At 29.2% G+C, this 18188-nt stretch carries 19 protein-coding genes; 16 read left to right on the top strand and 3 right to left on the bottom strand.

The window, feature by feature from the left end:
* Both hydE and J2Z71_RS01840 read right to left on the bottom strand, forming a co-directional pair.
* Positions 1-1041, bottom strand: a complete 1041-nt coding sequence (gene hydE / locus J2Z71_RS01835) for a [FeFe] hydrogenase H-cluster radical SAM maturase HydE (protein WP_210060151.1) — start codon at positions 1039-1041, stop codon at positions 1-3.
* On the bottom strand, positions 1038-1295 hold the full coding sequence (locus J2Z71_RS01840) for a TM1266 family iron-only hydrogenase system putative regulator (RefSeq protein ID WP_210060152.1): 258 nt from the start codon (positions 1293-1295) through the stop codon (positions 1038-1040). Before J2Z71_RS01840 ends, hydE begins: the two co-directional genes overlap by 4 nt.
* Positions 1296-1550: 255 nt before the next feature.
* On the opposite strand from J2Z71_RS01840, the gene rpsF reads away from it, so the two are divergent.
* From rpsF to pyk, 14 genes are all read left to right on the top strand, one after another.
* Complete coding sequence (gene rpsF, locus J2Z71_RS01845) at positions 1551-1835, top strand: 30S ribosomal protein S6 (RefSeq protein ID WP_210060267.1); 285 nt, start codon at positions 1551-1553, stop codon at positions 1833-1835.
* Between the two features lie 30 nt (positions 1836-1865).
* Positions 1866-2387, top strand: a complete 522-nt coding sequence (locus J2Z71_RS01850; protein WP_210060153.1) for a single-stranded DNA-binding protein — start codon at positions 1866-1868, stop codon at positions 2385-2387.
* A gap of 18 nt (positions 2388-2405) precedes the next feature.
* Complete coding sequence (gene rpsR / locus J2Z71_RS01855) at positions 2406-2630, top strand: 30S ribosomal protein S18 (RefSeq protein WP_210060154.1); 225 nt, start codon at positions 2406-2408, stop codon at positions 2628-2630.
* Between the two features lie 144 nt (positions 2631-2774).
* The gene (locus J2Z71_RS01860) at positions 2775-3041 is read left to right on the top strand and encodes an autorepressor SdpR family transcription factor (RefSeq protein WP_210060155.1); all 267 of its coding nucleotides are present in this window, start codon (positions 2775-2777) and stop codon (positions 3039-3041) included.
* Positions 3038-3691 carry an SdpI family protein gene (locus J2Z71_RS01865; protein WP_210060156.1) on the top strand — a complete coding sequence of 218 codons (654 nt, stop codon included), beginning with the start codon at positions 3038-3040 and terminating at the stop codon, positions 3689-3691. The genes J2Z71_RS01860 and J2Z71_RS01865 overlap by 4 nt, the downstream gene beginning before the upstream one ends.
* A gap of 502 nt (positions 3692-4193) precedes the next feature.
* Positions 4194-5114, top strand: a complete 921-nt coding sequence (pyrB, locus tag J2Z71_RS01870) for an aspartate carbamoyltransferase (RefSeq protein WP_210060157.1) — start codon at positions 4194-4196, stop codon at positions 5112-5114.
* Positions 5114-5542 carry an aspartate carbamoyltransferase regulatory subunit gene (locus J2Z71_RS01875; protein ID WP_210060158.1) on the top strand — a complete coding sequence of 143 codons (429 nt, stop codon included), beginning with the start codon at positions 5114-5116 and terminating at the stop codon, positions 5540-5542. Before pyrB ends, J2Z71_RS01875 begins: the two co-directional genes overlap by 1 nt.
* Position 5543: 1 nt before the next feature.
* A complete protein-coding gene (locus tag J2Z71_RS01880; protein ID WP_210060159.1) occupies positions 5544-6242 on the top strand; it encodes a dihydroorotate dehydrogenase electron transfer subunit in 699 nt (232 codons plus the stop codon).
* Positions 6235-7134 (top strand): dihydroorotate dehydrogenase, encoded by a 900-nt coding sequence (locus J2Z71_RS01885; RefSeq protein WP_210060160.1) that lies wholly within the window; start codon positions 6235-6237, stop codon positions 7132-7134. Before J2Z71_RS01880 ends, J2Z71_RS01885 begins: the two co-directional genes overlap by 8 nt.
* A 313-nt stretch (positions 7135-7447) precedes the next feature.
* The gene (whiA, locus tag J2Z71_RS01890; RefSeq protein ID WP_210060161.1) at positions 7448-8422 is read left to right on the top strand and encodes a DNA-binding protein WhiA; all 975 of its coding nucleotides are present in this window, start codon (positions 7448-7450) and stop codon (positions 8420-8422) included.
* On the top strand, positions 8391-8657 hold the full coding sequence (locus J2Z71_RS01895) for an HPr family phosphocarrier protein (protein ID WP_210060162.1): 267 nt from the start codon (positions 8391-8393) through the stop codon (positions 8655-8657). Before whiA ends, J2Z71_RS01895 begins: the two co-directional genes overlap by 32 nt.
* A 65-nt stretch (positions 8658-8722) precedes the next feature.
* Complete coding sequence (locus J2Z71_RS01900; protein WP_210060163.1) at positions 8723-12172, top strand: DNA polymerase III subunit alpha; 3450 nt, start codon at positions 8723-8725, stop codon at positions 12170-12172.
* Between the two features lie 7 nt (positions 12173-12179).
* On the top strand, positions 12180-13139 hold the full coding sequence (locus J2Z71_RS01905) for an ATP-dependent 6-phosphofructokinase (RefSeq protein ID WP_210060164.1): 960 nt from the start codon (positions 12180-12182) through the stop codon (positions 13137-13139).
* Between the two features lie 20 nt (positions 13140-13159).
* On the top strand, positions 13160-14905 hold the full coding sequence (gene pyk, locus J2Z71_RS01910) for a pyruvate kinase (protein ID WP_210060165.1): 1746 nt from the start codon (positions 13160-13162) through the stop codon (positions 14903-14905).
* Between the two features lie 28 nt (positions 14906-14933).
* On the opposite strand, the gene J2Z71_RS01915 is transcribed toward pyk, so the two are convergent.
* Entirely contained in the window at positions 14934-15479 is a 546-nt protein-coding gene (locus J2Z71_RS01915) for a hypothetical protein (RefSeq protein ID WP_210060166.1), read from the bottom strand.
* Positions 15480-15681: 202 nt separating this feature from the next.
* On the opposite strand from J2Z71_RS01915, the gene J2Z71_RS01920 reads away from it, so the two are divergent.
* Positions 15682-16854, top strand: coding sequence for an iron-containing alcohol dehydrogenase (locus J2Z71_RS01920; RefSeq protein WP_210060167.1), 1173 nt, complete (start codon positions 15682-15684; stop codon positions 16852-16854).
* Positions 16855-16983: 129 nt separating this feature from the next.
* Positions 16984-18156: an iron-containing alcohol dehydrogenase gene (locus J2Z71_RS01925; protein WP_210060168.1), complete on the top strand. Its 1173-nt coding sequence runs from the start codon at positions 16984-16986 to the stop codon at positions 18154-18156.
* The last annotated feature ends 32 nt before the right edge of the window (positions 18157-18188 follow it).

Below are 18188 nucleotides of genomic sequence, written 5' to 3' on the forward strand. Positions count from 1 at the left end.
CTAATCAACTTGGACAAAGTCGCCTTTATCCATTACTATTTCATAACCGATTTTTTTAAAATTACTTTTTAAAGTTTCTAAATTTTCAGCACATTCCATATTTGTATAGAGTTTATTGTCATAGAGATTGTAGTTTTCCTTTGCAAAGTCTGGGGATATATTTGGCATAAATACATTTGCTCCAACTTCTATTCCACGAACTCTTCCATTTTCTGAAAGTGTTGCAAGGGCAGTTGTTGCAGGAAGATTTGCATTTGGAAACATAATTCTAAGAATAGATAATAAATATATTGTTAAATCCACACTTCCATTTTTTTCTTTTGAAAAAACAGTATCATGTTGTGATATAAAAGGGCCTATACCTATCATTTCAGGGTTTAGATTTTTTAAAAATTTAAGATCTTTAACTAAATCTTTATTTTCTTGATAGGGAGCTCCTACCATAAATCCTGCACCTGTTTGATATTTTAATTCTTTTAAATATTTTAAGGATTTTTTTCTATTAGAAAGGCTCATTTCCTCAGGATGAAGTTTTTTATAAAGCTCATTACTTGCTGCTTCATGTCTTAATAAAAACCTATCTGCACCTGATTCTTTTAAGATTTTATAGGAATTATATTCTCTTTCTCCAATAGAAAGTGTAATGGCGCTATTTGGTGATATTTTTTTAATATTTTTTATAATATCTACTAGTATTTCATCAGTAAAATATGGATCTTCTCCTCCTTGTAATACAAAGGTTTTAAATCCTAAATCTGATGCAAATTGAACGCTTTTTAAAATATTTTCTTTAGACATTCTATATCTTTTTACATTTTTATTATCTCTTCTTATGCCACAATAATAGCAATTATTTTTACAAATATTGCTAATCTCTAAAAGACCTCTTACAAATATTTTGTTTTTGAAATATTTATTTGTAATTTTTCTAGATTCTTTAAAAAGTTTTTCTGAAAAGTCATTCTGATTATCAAGAAGATATAAAAATTCTTCTTCACTTAGATCCTTGTATTTAACTAATTTATCAACAAGATCTATCATTTTTTTGTATTTGAGTAGGCAGTTTTTACAGAAACAAGAGGAACCATACCAAGCTTTCCAGATAGTGAATTAATTCTATCTTCAGGTCCATCAACCATAACACTTATAAGAGAAATTTGTCTTTCGGCGTAGGGTATTCCCATTCGTCCAACAATAATATCTCTATATTCATGTAAATAGCCATTTACCTTTTCAACTACTTCTTCTTCACACTTATTGATTACAATAGCGATTATAGCAAGTTTGTTTTCCATCTTTTACCACCTCTTTCTTTTAATTATTCCACCTAAAAATTACAGAAAAAATCTATAATAATCAGAATGACTGTAAAATTATAACACAAAAATAGATATTAGAAAAAACTAATGATTTTAAATATTATAATAAAATAAAATGCCCTTAAATATTGACAATACATAGCTTTTAAATTATAATGTTAAAGATTCATACAGAATCCTTGCTCAATGAAACTATTGAGCCGATAGTCCATAGGGAGGTGAATGGAAATGATGAGAAATTACGAAGCTATATTTATGTTTTACCCTGATGCAGATGAGGAAAAGAAAGTTAAACACTTTGATAGATTAAAAGCTATTATTGAAGATAACGGAAAAATCTCAAACATTGACGAATGGGGAATGAGAAAGTTAGCATATGAAATTGAATACTACAAAGAAGCTTCTTACGTATTAGTAGAATTCGAAGTAGAAACTGAATCAATTAAAGAAATCGACAGAGTTTCAAAAATACTTGATACAGTTATGAGACATATGATTATTGCAGTTGAAGACTAATTGCAGTTTTTATAAGTAAAGGAGAGTTTTATGAATAATGTATGTTTAGTTGGTAGACTTACAAGGGATCCTGAACTTAGATATACTACAAGTGGTATGGCAGTTGTAAGATTTACTCTAGCAGTAGATAGACGTATGTCAAAAGAAAAACGAATGGAAGCTGAAGCTAAAAACCAACCTACAGCAGACTTCATTTCATGTACAGCATGGAATAAAACTGCAGAACTTATTGCAAATTATGTGCAAAAAGGTAGTAGACTTGGTGTAGAGGGACGTATTCAAACAGGAAGTTATGAGAAAGATGGTCAAAGAGTTTACACAACTGATGTTATTGTAAACAGTATGGAATTTTTAGATCCAGCATCACAAAGTGGTGGAATGAGACAAAACCAAGGTGGACAAAACTTTGGAAATCAATCAGGACCTGTTAATTCTGCATATAATAACAATTTTTCTCAAAACCAAAATCAAAATAATTTTGGAGGCAATAATAGCCAACAAGACGATATTGATGGGTTCTTTCCTATAGACAATGACGACATCCCATTCTAATTTAAGGAGGGTAGAAAGATGCAAAGAAGATATAGACCTAGAAAAAAAGTTTGTGCTTTCTGTCAAGATAAAGACAAAAAAATTGATTATAAAGATACTCAAACTTTAAAAAAATATGTATCAGATAGAGGAAAAATTCTTCCTAGAAGAGTTACAGGAGCTTGTGCTAAGCACCAAAGAGCAATCACTGTTGCTATAAAAAGATCAAGACAAGTTGCACTACTTCCATATAGTGCTGACTAATCATTTGATTAATCTGAATAATTATAAGAAGCCACTAGGCTTCTTTTTTTATTTAGTCTATTTCGAAAAAATTCAAAATAGATTGTATTTATCTTTTAAAGCATATATAATTTACTTATAAAATTTAGATTAGGTTGTGATTTTATGAAACTTGAAGAAGTTTTCAAAGCCCTATCTGATAAAAAGAGAAGAGATATTTTAGAGCTTTTAAAAAAGGACTCTATGAATGCAGGAGAAATAAGTAGTCATTTTAATATGAGTTCTGCAACTATTTCTTATCATTTATCTATACTTAAAAAAGCAGATTTAATTAAGGAAAAAAAGTACAAAAACTTTATATTTTATGAACTTAATGCATCTGTCTTTGAGGAATTAATATTAATATTTATGAGTTTTAAGGAGCAGGTATGAATAGACAAAAAAGAGAGAAATTATATTTTATATTATCTTTAATAGGATGTTGTGTGCCTATAATAATGGGAATATGTTTTTATAATATAATGCCTAGAGAAATGCCAGTACATTTTAATAATAGAAATATTGCAGATGATTTTGCATCTAAAGAGGTTGCTCTTTTTGTAATTCCAATATTTATAATTGCAATATTTTTATTTAGTGTTTTTATGATAAAAAAAGATCCTAAAAGACAAAATCAAAGTAATGGAATATTATATGTTTTATATGTATTTATGCCGATTATATCAATATTAACATCTTCATTTTCCATATCTTATGCTCTAGGATATAGACCAAATATTTCTATGTATATAATAAGAATTATTTCTGTATTTTTTATATCAATTGGAAATTTACTTCCAAAGACAAAGAGAAACTACACAGTTGGAATAAAAGTTCCTTGGACTTTAGATTCTGATAAAAACTGGAATAAAACACATAGATTTGCAGGATTTTTGTGGACTATTGTTGGAGTATTAACTTTATTATTTAGTTTTTTATTTGAAAAATATATGAATAATCTTTTTTTAGTAGGAGCAGTTTTAATGATTATTCTTCCCATAATATATTCTTATATTTTGTATAGAAAAGAAAGTAATATATAAAATAAAAGCTTGACCGAGGTCAAGTTTTTTCTAATTTTAAATAGATTTAGATAATAAATACTATAAGTTATTTCTTATACAAGTATTATAAGGGGATATTTCATAATACTTTAAATTTTTGGGAAAGTTGTATAAATTTAACAAGAAATTATATAAGGTTAACAGGACTTTATAATAATCAATACTAAAACAAAAATCCATTTAAAATTAAGAACAAATTAAGTATAAATATTAAGTAAAATATTATAATATCAATATACACTAATTTAATACAATATACAAGTTTAATAATAGATTATTATATTTATTATTAAAATCAATTGACTTTAGATTAAGTATGCTATATCATATCTTAAAGATAAAATTTTAGAAAGATATTACTTTTAATTTAGTGCGGGACGCTAAAAAGGTATTTGATTTAAGATAAAACTTATTTAACAATATAAGTCTATTTTCTTGCCTAATTCCTGCACGGCAAGTTTTTTTATTTAGGAGGTAAAACATGCCAAGGCATTTAATACAACCATTAGACTTTACAACAGAAGAATTCGAAGATTTATTCAGACTAGCTGATGATATTTTACTAAACCCCGTTAAATACGGTAGTGTTTGCAATGGTAAAGTATTAGCTAGTCTTTTTTTTGAACCTTCAACAAGAACTAGATTATCCTTTGAAACTGCAATGTTAAGACTTGGTGGACAAGTAGTTGGATTTGCAGATGCAAAAGTTTCTTCTACATCAAAGGGTGAGTCACTACAAGATACTTTAAGAACTGTAGAAAACTATGCAGATATTGCAGCGATGAGACATCCTAAAGAAGGAGCAGCACTGCTTGCTTCAAAGGCTATGACTAATATGCCAATTATAAATGCAGGAGATGGAGGACATCAACATCCAACTCAAACTCTAACAGATCTTATGACTATAAGACATTATAAAAAAAGATTTAATAATTTAACTATAGGACTTTGTGGAGATTTAAAATTTGGAAGAACTATCCACTCTCTTGTAAGAGCAATGAATAGATATGAAAATGTAAAATTTGTATTTATATCACCAGATGAACTAAAGATGCCAAGACAATTTAAAGAAGAACTAAGTGAGGATTCTTATAGAGAAACTTCAAATCTTTCAAGTGCCATTGAAGAATTAGATATACTATATATGTCAAGAGTTCAAAGAGAGAGATTTGTATCTGAGGAAGAGTATTTAAGACTTAAAGATTTCTTTGTACTAGATGAGGAAAAAATGAGTCTTGCAAAGGAAGATATGATAGTACTTCATCCACTTCCAAGAGTAAATGAAATAGCTACTGAAATAGATAAAGATGAAAGAGCAGTTTATTTTGAACAGGCAAAATATGGAATGTATATAAGAATGGCACTAATAATGTTTCTTTTAGATATAGAGGTGGAAAAATAATGATAAATGTTTCAAAGATAAAAAAGGGAATTGTACTAGATCATATAGAAGCAGGAGAGGGATATTGTCTATTTAAAGCCCTAAAATTAGATGAGGTTTCAGATACAGTAGTACTTATGCAAAATATCTCATCTACATCAAAGGGAAAAAAGGACCTTATAAAAATAGAAACTGATTTTCAAGTAGATTTTACAGTTTTAGGACTTATTGCACCACATACTACTGTAAACTATATTGAAGATGGTGAAAGAGTTAAAAAATTCAGAATGGAACTTCCAGAAGAAGTACATGGAATAATGAAATGTAAAAATCCAAGATGTATTACAAATTCTGAAAAAGTAGAAGATATACTATTTACATTAGTAAATCCAGATAGTAAAGAATATAGATGCGAATACTGTGATTCATTGACAAAATACGAGGGATAAAATGGCAAAAGTTTTAGAAAACATAAAAATTGACAATAATTATTATTTATTAAAGACAGATTTAAAAATGGATGTACTGCCAGGCCAATTTTTTATGCTAAGAGCTTGGGGAAATTATCCTACACTTTCAAGACCAATAAGTATTTATGATGCTAGTAATACTTTAGAGTTTTTATATGAGGTTGTAGGAGAGGGAACAAAAATACTATCACAACTAAAAGTTGGAGATGAGCTAAAAGTTGAAGGTCCCTATGGCAACTCTTTTAAAACTAAGGATATTAAAGAAATTTCTCTAGTAGGTGGTGGAGTGGGAGTTGCTCCCTTCTACTACCTTATAAAAAAATTAAAAGAAGAAAATGAAAATATAGATATAGATTTTTATATTGGAGAAAGAGAAAATCAAGAAATAGAAAATGCCTTTTTAGATTTAGATGTAAATTTAAAAATTAAAAAAGGTGGATTTATTACAGATATTTTAGAATTTGACAAAAAATTAATCTACACTTGTGGTCCAGATATTATGATGAAAAATATTACAAAACTTGCACAAGAAAATAATTGTGAAGTATATGTTTCTCTAGATAAGAGAATGGGCTGTGGAGTTGGAGCATGTCTATCTTGTACATGTAAGACAAAAGATGGAAATAAGAGATCTTGTAAAGAAGGACCTATATTTAAAGGAGGAGATATAATTGAATAGACTTAAAACTACAATATGTGGAGTGGAATTTAAAAATCCAATTATAACTGCCTCTGGTACTTATGGATATGGTAGAGAATATGAAAGATATTATGATCCAGCAGTACTTGGTGGAATATCTTCAAAGGGAATAACATATCATGCAAAAGAGGGAAATACTGGAATTAGAATATGGGAAACACCTTCTGGAATAATAAATTCTATTGGTCTTGAAAATCCTGGAATAGAAGTATTTTGTAAAGATATGATAGAAGATATGTTGCAAATTGACACAAATATCTTTGTAAATCTTGGAGGAAATACAATAGAAGAATATGTAGAAGGGGCAAAAATGTTAAATGATTTTGACTTTTTTGCAATAGAGTTAAATATATCTTGCCCTAATGTAAAAGAAGGTGGAATGGCCTTTGGAACTGATGAAGAGGCAGCTTATAGAGTAGTAAGTGCAGTAAGAAAAGTTTCAAAACATAGATTATTTGTAAAATTATCTCCAAATGTAGGAAGTATTGTAAATATTGCAAAAGCTGTAGAAAGAGCAGGAGCAGATGGAATAAGCTTAATAAATACTATTCTTGCAATGGCAATAGATGTAGATAAAATGGAAAAAGTATTTGACAATACCTATGCAGGTCTATCAGGACCAGCTGTAAAGCCAATAGCCCTTAGAATGACACATGAAGTGTGCAAAAATGTAAATATACCTGTAATAGGAATGGGCGGAATTACAACAGGTATAGATGCAATAGAGTTTATTTTAGCAGGAGCATCAGCAGTTCAAGTTGGAACAGCAAACTTTATGAATCCAAGAGCAGTTTTAGAAATAAAAGATCAAATGGTAGAATATTTAGATAATAAGGATAAAAGTGTAGATGAAATAAGGGGATTAGTATAAAATAAAATAAATTTTTTTATAAAATAAATATTTCTTATAGAACAAAACTCTTCATATTAAGAGTAGAATTAATATATTCAAATATTGTAAAATTAAGGAAGTCTTTGAAAACTTCCTTTTTAATTTTAAGAAATTTTCCCCAAATTTTCACGAAATTGTGTATAATGATATTAAGAGTAAGTTCAAATTATATATTTTTCTTTAGAACTTAATATTTTGTAAATAAATGTTTATTATCTACACATTTATAATAAAAAATTTGCAAAAGTGTTTAAGTTTTAGTATAATGTATAAAATCTGATGAGGTGAGATGATGAGTTTTTCATCCTCTGTAAAAAATGAAGTTGCTAGAAAAAAGTTGTCAGACATTTGTGATATGACAGCTGAGTTATCTGGTATGCTTCCAATGTGTGGAGCATTAAAATTCAATCAATTTCAAATAGTTACTTTAAGCTTTAATACAGAAAATGCATCTGTTGCTAGAAGGATATTTACTTTTTTAAAGAGATATTATTCTGAAGATGTAGAAGTAGTAGTAAGTAAAAGTAAGCAGCTGAAGAAAAATAATATTTATTCAGTAATCCTAAAAGATGGTAGTGCAGTAAAGACACTCCTTTATGATTCAGATTTCATTAAGGATGAAAACGTATTTATGCCGAATTATAAGCCATTTTTCCTACTTGAAAGTGATTGTTGTAAAAGATCATATATAAGAGGTGCTTTTTTAGGAGCAGGATCTATATCTAATCCAGAGAAGTCCTACCATCTTGAATTTGTATCTAATAATGAAGAACACGCAAAATTTCTATCTAGTTTAATAAATAGCTATAATTTAAATTCTAAGATAATTAAAAGAAAAGAAAATTATGTTATATATTTAAAAGAAGCAGAACAAATTTCAGACCTACTTGCAATTATTGGGGCTACAAACTCAGTGCTTGAATTTGAAAATATTCGAGTAGTTAAGTATATGAAAAATAGAGTAAATAGGATAGTTAATTGTGAAACAGCTAATTTAAACAAAACTGTAAATGCCTCTGTAAAACAGGTTAATGATATACTTTATATTAAAGAATCAATAGGACTTAACAGTTTACCTGAGCCTTTAAGAGAAGTAGCAGTACTTAGGGTGGAAAATAGAGATTCTAGTTTGAAAGAAATTGGAGAAATGCTTGATCCACCAGTTGGCAAGTCGGGGATTAATCATAGATTAAACAAAATAAAAAAAATCGCAAGTAAGTTAAGGAGTGAACAGGATGATTTCAAAAACAGTAACGCTAAAAAATGAAGATGGTTTACATGCAAGGGCTGCAGCACTATTTGTTAGAACAGCTAATAAATATGGTTCTGAAATCACTCTACAGGCACATGGAGACAGTGTAAATGGCAAAAGTATTATTGGTATTATGTCCCTTGGCGCTTTTTGTGGAGAAGAAGTAATAATAAGTGCTTTAGGTACAGATGAAGAAGAAGCCGTTGAAAGTTTAGTAAATTTAGTAGAAAATAATTTTATAGAAATTTAGCAGCTTAGAGTTTTAATAGTTAACTATTAAAGCTCTTTTCAATTTATAGATATGTGGAGGTAAAAGTGAAAGATTTTGTTCATTTACATGTCCATAGTGAATATTCTCTTTTAGACGGATCTGCAAAAATTCAGGAGCTTCCAAAAAGAGCTAAAGAACTTGGAATGAATGCAATAGCTTTAACAGATCATGGAAATATGTATGGAACTATAGCTTTTTATAAAGCTTGTAAAGAAGAGGGGATAAAACCCATCTTAGGATGTGAAGTATATGTTTGTGATGGAGATTATTTAAAAAAAGACAAAAACTCTAAAAGATACCATTTAATACTTCTTGCAGAAAATAATATTGGATATAAAAATCTTATGAAGATAGTATCTGAGGGATTTGTAAATGGATATTATTATAAGCCAAGAGTAGATAAAAATATTCTTAGAAAATATAGTGAAGGTATTATTGCATCAAGTGCCTGTCTTGGAGGAGAGGTACAAAGAAAGTTAAATTATGGAGAATATGATTCTGCTAAGGAATCTGCAAAAGAATATGAAGAGATTTTTGGAGAAGGAAATTTTTATTTAGAACTTCAAAATCATGGCATAAAAGAGCAATTAAGTGTAAATAAGGATCTTGAAATCTTAAGTAAAGAGACGAATATTCCACTTATTGCAACAAATGATGTTCATTATTTAAATAAAGAAGATGCAAAGGCCCATGATGTGCTTTTATGTATTCAAACGGCTAAGGTTGTATCTGAAGAAAACAGAATGAAATTTGAAACAGAAGAATTTTATTTAAAAAGTAAAGAGGAAATGTATGAGCTTTTTTCAAATAATGAGGAAGCTCTATTAAACACGCAAAAAATTGCAGATAGATGTAATGTAGATATTTCTTTTCATGAATTACATCTTCCAAAATTTGATATTCCACAGGGATATACAAATATTACTTATTTAGAAAAACTTGTAAAAGAAGGTTTAAGTAAAAGATATCCTGAAATTACAGATGAAATTAAAAAAAGATATGATTATGAATTTAATACAATTGTAAATATGGGATATGTAGATTATTTTCTAATAGTTTGGGACTTTATAAGATTTTCTAAAGAAAATGGAATAGAAGTAGGACCAGGACGTGGTTCTGCAGCAGGATCTATAGTATCTTATGCTCTTGAAATAATAGATATTGATCCTTTAGAATTTGATCTTCTATTTGAAAGATTTTTAAATCCTGAAAGAGTTTCAATGCCAGATATTGATATAGACTTTTGCTATGAAAGACGTGAAGAAGTAATTGAGTATGTAATAGAAAAATATGGAAGTGACAATGTAGCACAAATTGTTACCTTTGGTACAATGGCAGCAAGAGGGGCAATAAGAGATGTAGGTCGTGCACTTGATTTAAGTTATGGAAGAGTAGATTATATAGCAAAACAAATACCCTCAGAGCTAAATATGACTATTGAAAAAGCACTTAATATATCAGAGCCTCTAAAGAAGGAATACAATGAAGATATAGAAGTTAAAAATCTAATAGATACAGCTTTAAAAGTAGAAGGACTTCCTCGCCATACATCAACTCACGCAGCAGGAGTAGTTATTTCAAAAGATCCTTTGACAGAATATGTTCCACTTACAAGAAATGGAGATATTATTGCAACTCAATTTAATATGATTGAGCTTGAGGAATTAGGTCTTTTAAAGATGGATTTTTTAGGGCTTAGAACTTTAACTGTATTAAGAGATGCTTTAGAATTAATAGAAAAAAATCATAATAAAAAAATTGATTTTTCAAAAATAGGTTTAAATGATAAAGATGTGCTTTCTATGTTTGCAAGAGCTGAAACTCTAGGAGTATTTCAATTTGAGTCCTCTGGAATGAGAGCCTTTTTAAGAGAGCTTCGTCCCGATGCCTTTGAAGACTTAGTAGCAGCAAATGCACTTTTTAGACCAGGACCTATGAACCAAATTCCGAAATTTATAGAATCAAAACACAATCCATTGAAAATTTCATATATTCATGAAAAACTTGAGCCGATTTTAGATGTAACTTATGGCTGTATTGTATATCAAGAGCAGGTCATGCAAATAGTTCAACAAATTGGTGGATATTCTCTTGGACGAGCAGACCTTGTAAGACGTGCTATGTCTAAGAAAAAAATGGATGTAATGGAAGAGGAAAGACATAATTTTATATATGGTAAAATAGATGAAAATGGAGATGTTATTTGTTGTGGAGCTATTGAAAATGGAGTAGATGAAAAATCAGCAAATGAAATTTATAATTTAATGATTGATTTTGCAAATTATGCTTTTAATAAATCTCACTCAGTAGCCTATGCAGTAGTAGCTTATAGAACAGCTTATTTAAAATATTACTATCCAAAGGAATTTATGGCAGCACAGATTTCTTCTTATATGGGAAATTCTGATCAAGTTGCTCTTTATATAGAGGAGTGTAAAAGACTTGGTATAGAAATACTCCCGCCAGATATTAATAAGTCCTATAAAAAATTTACAACAGAAAAGGGGAAAATTAGATTTGGTCTAAAGGCTGTAAAAAATCTTGGAGAAAATTTAATAGATGAAGCAGTTAGATTAAGAGAAAAAGACGGAAAATTCACATCACTTGAAGACTTTGTAAGAAGAGTTTCAAAGGAAAAATCTTCAGCAATGAATAAAAGAGCCATAGAGTCTTTAATAAAATGTGGAGGATTTGACTCTCTTGGAGGAAATAGAGCACAGTATTTAGCAATTTATGAAAAGACTATATCAAATATTACAAATAATATAAAAAATAATATAGAAGGACAATTTTCACTATTTGACTCCTTTGACAAAAAAGAGGAACTGCCAAAACTTAAAGACTTTAACAAAAAGGCAAAACTTGAAATGGAAAAAGAAATAGCTGGAGTATATATTTCAGGCCATCCACTAGAGCCCTATGCTGCAGCACTTAAAACTCTTTCTACAACAAATACTATAAGTTTAAATGATTCTTTTAAATCTGGTAAAATAAATAAAGATGTATTTGTAAAAATAGCAGGTCTTATTAAGACAAAAAGAACTATGATTACAAAAAATAAAAAGATGATGGCCTTTGCCACATTAGAGGATTTATATGGAATTGTAGAACTTATAATATTTCCAAATACTTTTATAAAATATCAAGAACTTATTAAAGAAGGAGAAGTTGTCCTAATTAAAGGTCATGCTCAAGGGTCTGAGGTAGAAGATGCAAAAATTATAGTAGATTCTATATCATCTTTAAATAAATCTTCAGATAAAAGGGTATTTTTAAAGATAAGTTCAATGAATAATACAATACTTGTAGATAATATAAAATCAATACTTAAAGATTATAGGGGAGATACTCCTGTAGTATTATTTGCAGAGAATGATAAAAAATCCTATGGTACAGAAAAAACACTTTGGATAAATGAAGAGAAGTTTAATGAACTTAAAATAGAACTTTTAAATTTATTAGACAATGATCCAAATAGAATAATATTAAAGTAGGTGACTTATGGAAAAAATTGCAATATTAACAAGTGGAGGAGATGCTCCAGGAATGAATGCTGTAATAAGATCAGTTGTAAGAACAGCAATCTATGAAGGAGCAGAGATTTATGGAGTAGAGGGCGGATATGAAGGCCTTATAGATGGAAAACTTACAAGATTATATGAATCATCTGTTGCAGATATAATCCAAAGAGGTGGCACGATTCTTGGAACTTCAAGATCTACAAGATTTAAAACAGATGAAGGATTTAAAAAGGCAATACAAGTATTAGAAGTATTTGGAATAAAAAAAGTCATAGTTGCAGGAGGAGATGGCTCATTAAGAGGGGCATTAAAATTATCTCAAGCAGGAATAGATGTAGTTGGGATTCCACTTTCAATTGATAATGATCTGGGATATACTGATTATACTATTGGATTTTTTACAGCAGTTGAAACTGCAACAGAGGCAATCTCTAGAATTCGTGATACAACAGAAGCTCATGGACGTGCAAATATTGTAGAAGTTATGGGACGAAATTGTGGAGATATAGCACTTTATTCTGGACTTGCAGGTGGTGCAGAAAGTATAATTGTACCTGAGAGAAAAGACGATATAGAAGAAATCATAAAAAAAGCAATAGTAACTAGAAATAGAGGCAAAAAATATCATATAATAGTAATGGCAGAAGGTGCTGGAGATACTAATGAGTTTGCAAAGGAATTTGAAAAACTTACTGGAATAGATACTAAAGTTACAGTTCTTGGATATATTCAAAGAGGTGGAAGTCCAAATATTGTAGATAGAATGTTAGGTTCTACAATTGGAAACAAGGCAGTAACAGAAGTATTAAAAGAAAACTCAAGTTTTGCAATAGGATATACTAATGGAAAAGTAAAAGTTTTTGATCTTGAAGAAGCACTTAGCATAGATAAAGTATTTAATGACGAAATTAACGAAGTAGTAAAGGCAATTTCTATCTAGATTGAGTAAGGAGGAAAAAAGTGAAAAAGACTAAAATTGTATGTACAATTGGTCCTGCAAGTGAAGATGAAGAAGTTTTAAGACATCTTATAGAAGAAGGTCTTGATGTAGCAAGGCTTAACTTCTCACATGGAACACATGAAGAACATAAGAAAAAAATAGAAACTATTAAAAAATTGAGAAAAGAATTAAATCGTCCAATAGCTATTATGCTAGATACTAAGGGACCAGAAATAAGACTTGGCGATTTTAAAGACAAAATGGTTCTAGATTTAAAAGATGGTGACAAATTTACATTAACTACAAGAGATATTATAGGTGATGAAAATATAGTTTCAGTATCTTATAAAGATCTTCCAAAGGATTTAAAAGTTGGATCAAAAGTTCTTATAGATGATGGACTAGTAGGACTTGTAGTAGAAAGCATTGAAGATACAGAAATCTACACAATAGTAGAAAGTGGTGGAAATATTTCATCTCATAAGGGAGTAAATGTTCCAAATGCACATATTAAATTACCAGCACTTACAGAAAAAGATAAATCAGATATATTATTTGGTATAGAAAATGATATAGACTTTATCGCTGCATCTTTTATAAGGACAAAAGACGATGTGCTTGGGATCAGAAAAGTCCTAGAGGACCAAGGAAACTATAACATCAGAATAATATCTAAAATAGAATCAAGACAAGGTCTTGAAAATATAGATGAAATCATAGATGCATCAGATGGAATAATGGTAGCAAGAGGAGATCTTGGTGTTGAAATAGCAACAGAAGAAGTACCTATTGCACAAAAGGAAATTATAAAAAAATGTAATCTTGCATCAAAGGCAGTAATTACTGCAACACAAATGTTAGATTCAATGATTAGAAATCCACGTCCTACAAGAGCAGAGGCAAATGACGTTGCAAATGCTGTACTTGATGGAACAAGTGCTGTAATGCTTTCAGGGGAATCTGCAAATGGAAAATATCCAGAACTTGCAGTTAAAACAATGAGAAGAATAGTAGAAGTTACAGAAAGCTCCTTTGATTATAGAGAACTTTTAATTAGAAGAATAGAAAGTGTATCTAATACAACAACAAATGCCATAGGAAAAAGTACTTGTACTCTTGCAAGAGAACTTGAAGCAAGTGCAATAATAACAGCAACTACATCAGGATATACTACAAGATCAATTTCTAAATTTAGACCAGAATCTAAAATAATTGCAACAACAACATCAGAAAAAGTAAGAAGACAATTATCACTAGAATGGGGAATAGAATCAATACTTGTTCCAGCACTTACTAATACAGATGATGTAATAGAAAATTCAATAGAAATGGCACTTAAAGAAAATCTTGTAAAACCAGGAGATACAGTAATATTAACAGCAGGAGTTCCAGTTGGACTTGCAGGCTCTACAAACCTTATAAAAGTTCAAACAATTGCAGAAATATTATGTAAGGGAACAGGACTTGGAAAAGAAGTAATAACTGCAAAGGCAGTAGTAGTAGAAAAAATTGAAGATTTAATAAAAGACTTTAAAGATGGAGATATAATAGTAACTTCATCAACAGATAGAGATATTATAAAATATGTAGAAAAAGCATCAGGAATAATTGCAGAAACAGCAGGATATACATCTCATGCAGCAGTAACAGGTGTTACACTTGAAATACCAACAATAGTTGGAGCTCATAATGCTAAATCTGTAATTAAAACAGGTGATATAATAACACTTGATCCAACAGATGGAACAGTTAAAAAAGGTCTTTAATATAAAAAGCATCTCCTAAGGAGATGCTTTATTTTTCGAAATTTATAAAATCATTTTGGATATTATCTATAAGATATTTGTCATCTTTTTTTATAATAGTAAACTCTTGAGTATTTTTATAATCAGTTTTTATATTATTTTTAAGTTCAATATGAAGTTCATAATCCACCTTGTAAATATCCTGTGAGACTTTTTCAATAGAGACAATATCAACACTAGATTTTTTAATATTATTGATTTTTAGGTTAAAATTTGGAAGATTTCTATTTACAATCAAGTCATTTAAACAATTTAAACTAATTAAATCTCTATAGTTATTAAAATATTTAACAGAATCAAAGGAATTTTCATTTTCAATTTCTTTATTTGTTTGAATATCAAGATAAATTGTAGTAGAAGACTTTTCAATATCTTCTTTAATTTCAGCAATATCATCATTAGTAAAATACATCTGATCATAATAAGTATTTAAAAAAGAGTTTATTAAAGCTTCCTTTTCATCTCTATTACAAGAGACTAAAAAAACAAAGGAAAATAAAGTTATAAAAATAATTAATAATTTTTTCTTTTTCATAAAATCACCTCGAAAAAAATCTAAATTATTGAACTTAATATCACTATATCACAATAAATAAATATTATTAAATAAAGGGAATATTTAAATTAAATGAAGTATCACAAAAAATGACTAAATATAATGTATAATCACAGTATAAATAGAGTATATATAAAATATAAGATAAAATTAAATTAATATAAATTATCAGGAGGTAATTATGCAAGATTTTATTTTTGAAGTAAGTACTAAAATTCTCTTTGGAAGAGATAATTTAAAAAAACTATCAAAAGAAATAAAAGCACATGGAAATAAAGTTTTAATTTGTTATGGAGGAGGTTCTGTAAAAAGATCAGGACTATATGACAAAATAGTAGCAAATTTAAAAGAAAATAATATAGAATACAAAGACCTTGCAGGAATAGAGCCAAATCCTAGAATAGAATCAGTAAAAAGAGGAATAGAAATAGTAAAAGAAAATAATATTGATTTTATACTAGCAGTAGGTGGAGGATCAGTAATAGACTGTGCAAAACTTGTAGCAGCAGGAGCAAAAATTGAAGCAGATCCTTGGAAAATAGTCCTTGGAGAAGAAAGAGTAAGAGAAGCTCTACCAATAGGAGCAATCCTTACAATTGCAGCAACAGGCTCAGAAATGGATAATTTATCAGTAATTTCAAATATGGATACAAAGCAAAAATTAGCTTGGGGATCAAAATATGTACTTCCAAAATTTGCAATTATGAACCCAGAATACACTTATACAGTTCCAAAATATCACACAGCAGCAGGCTCTGCAGATATAATGAGTCATACAATGGAAAACTACTTCTCATTAAATGATGGATGCTATATGCAAGATAGAATGTCTGAAGGAATACTAAAGACAGTAATAAACTATGGACCAATTGCCTATAATGATCCAGAAAATTACGAAGCACGTGCAAACTTAATGTGGTCAAGTTCTTGGGCAATAAATGGACTATTGGGATCAGGAAAATCAACAGCTTGGTCAGTTCATGCAATGGAACACGAACTATCAGCATATTATGATATAACACATGGAGTAGGACTTGCAATCTTAACACCAAGATGGTTAAGACATGTATTAAATGATGAAACAGTAGAAAAAATTGCAACATTTGGAAAAAATGTCTTTGAAATAGAAGAAACATCTGATAGATTTGAAGATGCAAATAAAGCAATAGATGCACTTCACAAATTCTTTAAAGAAGAACTTAATATCCCAATGACACTAAAAGAAATTGGAATAGACGAAACACATCTAAGAGAAATGGCAGATGCTACAATAACACATAATGGTGGAAATATTATGGGATTTGTAGAACTATCATCAGAAGATGTATATGAAATATTTAAAGAAAGTTTATAATTAAATAAAGGGCTAAGTAATTAGCTCTTTTTTACATAAAAGAGTAAAAATAAAGTTTAATATTAAAAATTTAAAAGGGTATAAATAATATATCAGTTTAAATAAATAATTGTTTTTTAGGAGGTAATTATGCAAGATTTTATATACCAAGTAGATACTAAAATACTATTTGGTCATGATCAACTTAGAAACCTGTCTAAGGAAATAAAAAAATATGGTAATAGAGTACTTATTTGTTATGGTGGTGGAAGCATAAAAAAATCTGGTCTTTATGATAAAGTTATAAAAGAATTAGAAGAAAATGATATCTTTTATAAAGAGCTATGGGACATAGAGCCAAACCCTAGAGTAGAATCAGTAAAAAGGGGAGTAGAAATAGTAAAAAAACATAGCCTAAACTTTATACTTCCAGTAGGTGGAGGATCAGTAATAGACTGTGCAAAACTTGTAGCAGCAGGAGCAAAAGTTGAAACAGATCCATGGAAGATAGTTATTGGAGAAGAAATTGTAAAAGAAGCACTACCAATAGGAGCAATACTTACAATTGCAGCAACAGGCTCAGAAATGGATAAAGCATCAGTTATAACAAATGTTAAAACAAAGCAAAAACTAGGCTGGGCATCAAAACATGTACTTCCAAAATTTGCAATTATGAACCCAGAATACACATATACAGTTCCAAAATATCACACATCAGCAGGAGTAGCAGACATAATGAGTCATACAATGGAAAACTACTTCTCACTAAATGATGGATGCTATATGCAAGATAGAATGGCAGAAGGCATATTAAAAACAATGATAAAATATGGACCAATAGCTTATAATGATCCAGAAAACTACGAAGCACGTGCAAATATAATGTGGTCAAACTCATGGGCGATAAATGGACTATTGGGATCAGGAAAATCAACAGCTTGGTCAGTACATGCAATGGAACACGAACTATCAGCCTACTATGACATAACTCATGGAATAGGACTTGCAATCTTAACACCAAGATGGTTAAAACATGTGCTAAATAATGAAACAGTAGAAAAAATAGCAACATTTGGAAAAAATGTATTTGAAATAGAAGAAACATCTGACAAATTTGAAGATGCAAATAAAGCAATAGATGCACTATATAAATTCTTTAAAGACGAAATGCATATACCAATGACACTTCAAGAGCTAGACATAGATGAAACACATCTAAGAGATATGGCAAAAGCTACAATAAGACATAAAAATGGACCAATAAAAGGATTCCAAACACTACAAGAAGAAGATGTATATGAAATTTATAAAATGAGTCTTTAAGTATCATTCTTGAAATTTATAAAATTAATAGT

The sequence above is a fragment of the Peptoniphilus stercorisuis genome, assembly GCF_017874395.1.
Lineage (GTDB): Bacteria > Bacillota > Clostridia > Tissierellales > Peptoniphilaceae > Anaerosphaera > Anaerosphaera stercorisuis.

Bases quoted from the DNA above. Each gene is read 5' to 3' on its own strand.
- J2Z71_RS01905 (WP_210060164.1), top strand. From the start codon at position 12,180: ATGGAAAAAATTGCAATATTAACAAGTGGAGGAGATGCTCCAGGAATG.
- rpsF (WP_210060267.1), top strand. From the start codon at position 1,551: ATGAGAAATTACGAAGCTATATTTATGTTTTACCCTGATGCAGATGAG.
- J2Z71_RS01850 (WP_210060153.1), top strand. From the start codon at position 1,866: ATGAATAATGTATGTTTAGTTGGTAGACTTACAAGGGATCCTGAACTT.
- J2Z71_RS01880 (WP_210060159.1), top strand. From the start codon at position 5,544: ATGGCAAAAGTTTTAGAAAACATAAAAATTGACAATAATTATTATTTA.
- J2Z71_RS01860 (WP_210060155.1), top strand. From the start codon at position 2,775: ATGAAACTTGAAGAAGTTTTCAAAGCCCTATCTGATAAAAAGAGAAGA.
- J2Z71_RS01865 (WP_210060156.1), top strand. From the start codon at position 3,038: ATGAATAGACAAAAAAGAGAGAAATTATATTTTATATTATCTTTAATA.
- pyrB (WP_210060157.1), top strand. From the start codon at position 4,194: ATGCCAAGGCATTTAATACAACCATTAGACTTTACAACAGAAGAATTC.
- J2Z71_RS01920 (WP_210060167.1), top strand. From the start codon at position 15,682: ATGCAAGATTTTATTTTTGAAGTAAGTACTAAAATTCTCTTTGGAAGA.
- whiA (WP_210060161.1), top strand. From the start codon at position 7,448: ATGAGTTTTTCATCCTCTGTAAAAAATGAAGTTGCTAGAAAAAAGTTG.
- J2Z71_RS01895 (WP_210060162.1), top strand. From the start codon at position 8,391: ATGATTTCAAAAACAGTAACGCTAAAAAATGAAGATGGTTTACATGCA.
- J2Z71_RS01840 (WP_210060152.1), bottom strand. From the start codon at position 1,295: ATGGAAAACAAACTTGCTATAATCGCTATTGTAATCAATAAGTGTGAA.
- J2Z71_RS01915 (WP_210060166.1), bottom strand. From the start codon at position 15,479: ATGAAAAAGAAAAAATTATTAATTATTTTTATAACTTTATTTTCCTTT.
- J2Z71_RS01925 (WP_210060168.1), top strand. From the start codon at position 16,984: ATGCAAGATTTTATATACCAAGTAGATACTAAAATACTATTTGGTCAT.
- rpsR (WP_210060154.1), top strand. From the start codon at position 2,406: ATGCAAAGAAGATATAGACCTAGAAAAAAAGTTTGTGCTTTCTGTCAA.
- J2Z71_RS01875 (WP_210060158.1), top strand. From the start codon at position 5,114: ATGATAAATGTTTCAAAGATAAAAAAGGGAATTGTACTAGATCATATA.
- hydE (WP_210060151.1), bottom strand. From the start codon at position 1,041: ATGATAGATCTTGTTGATAAATTAGTTAAATACAAGGATCTAAGTGAA.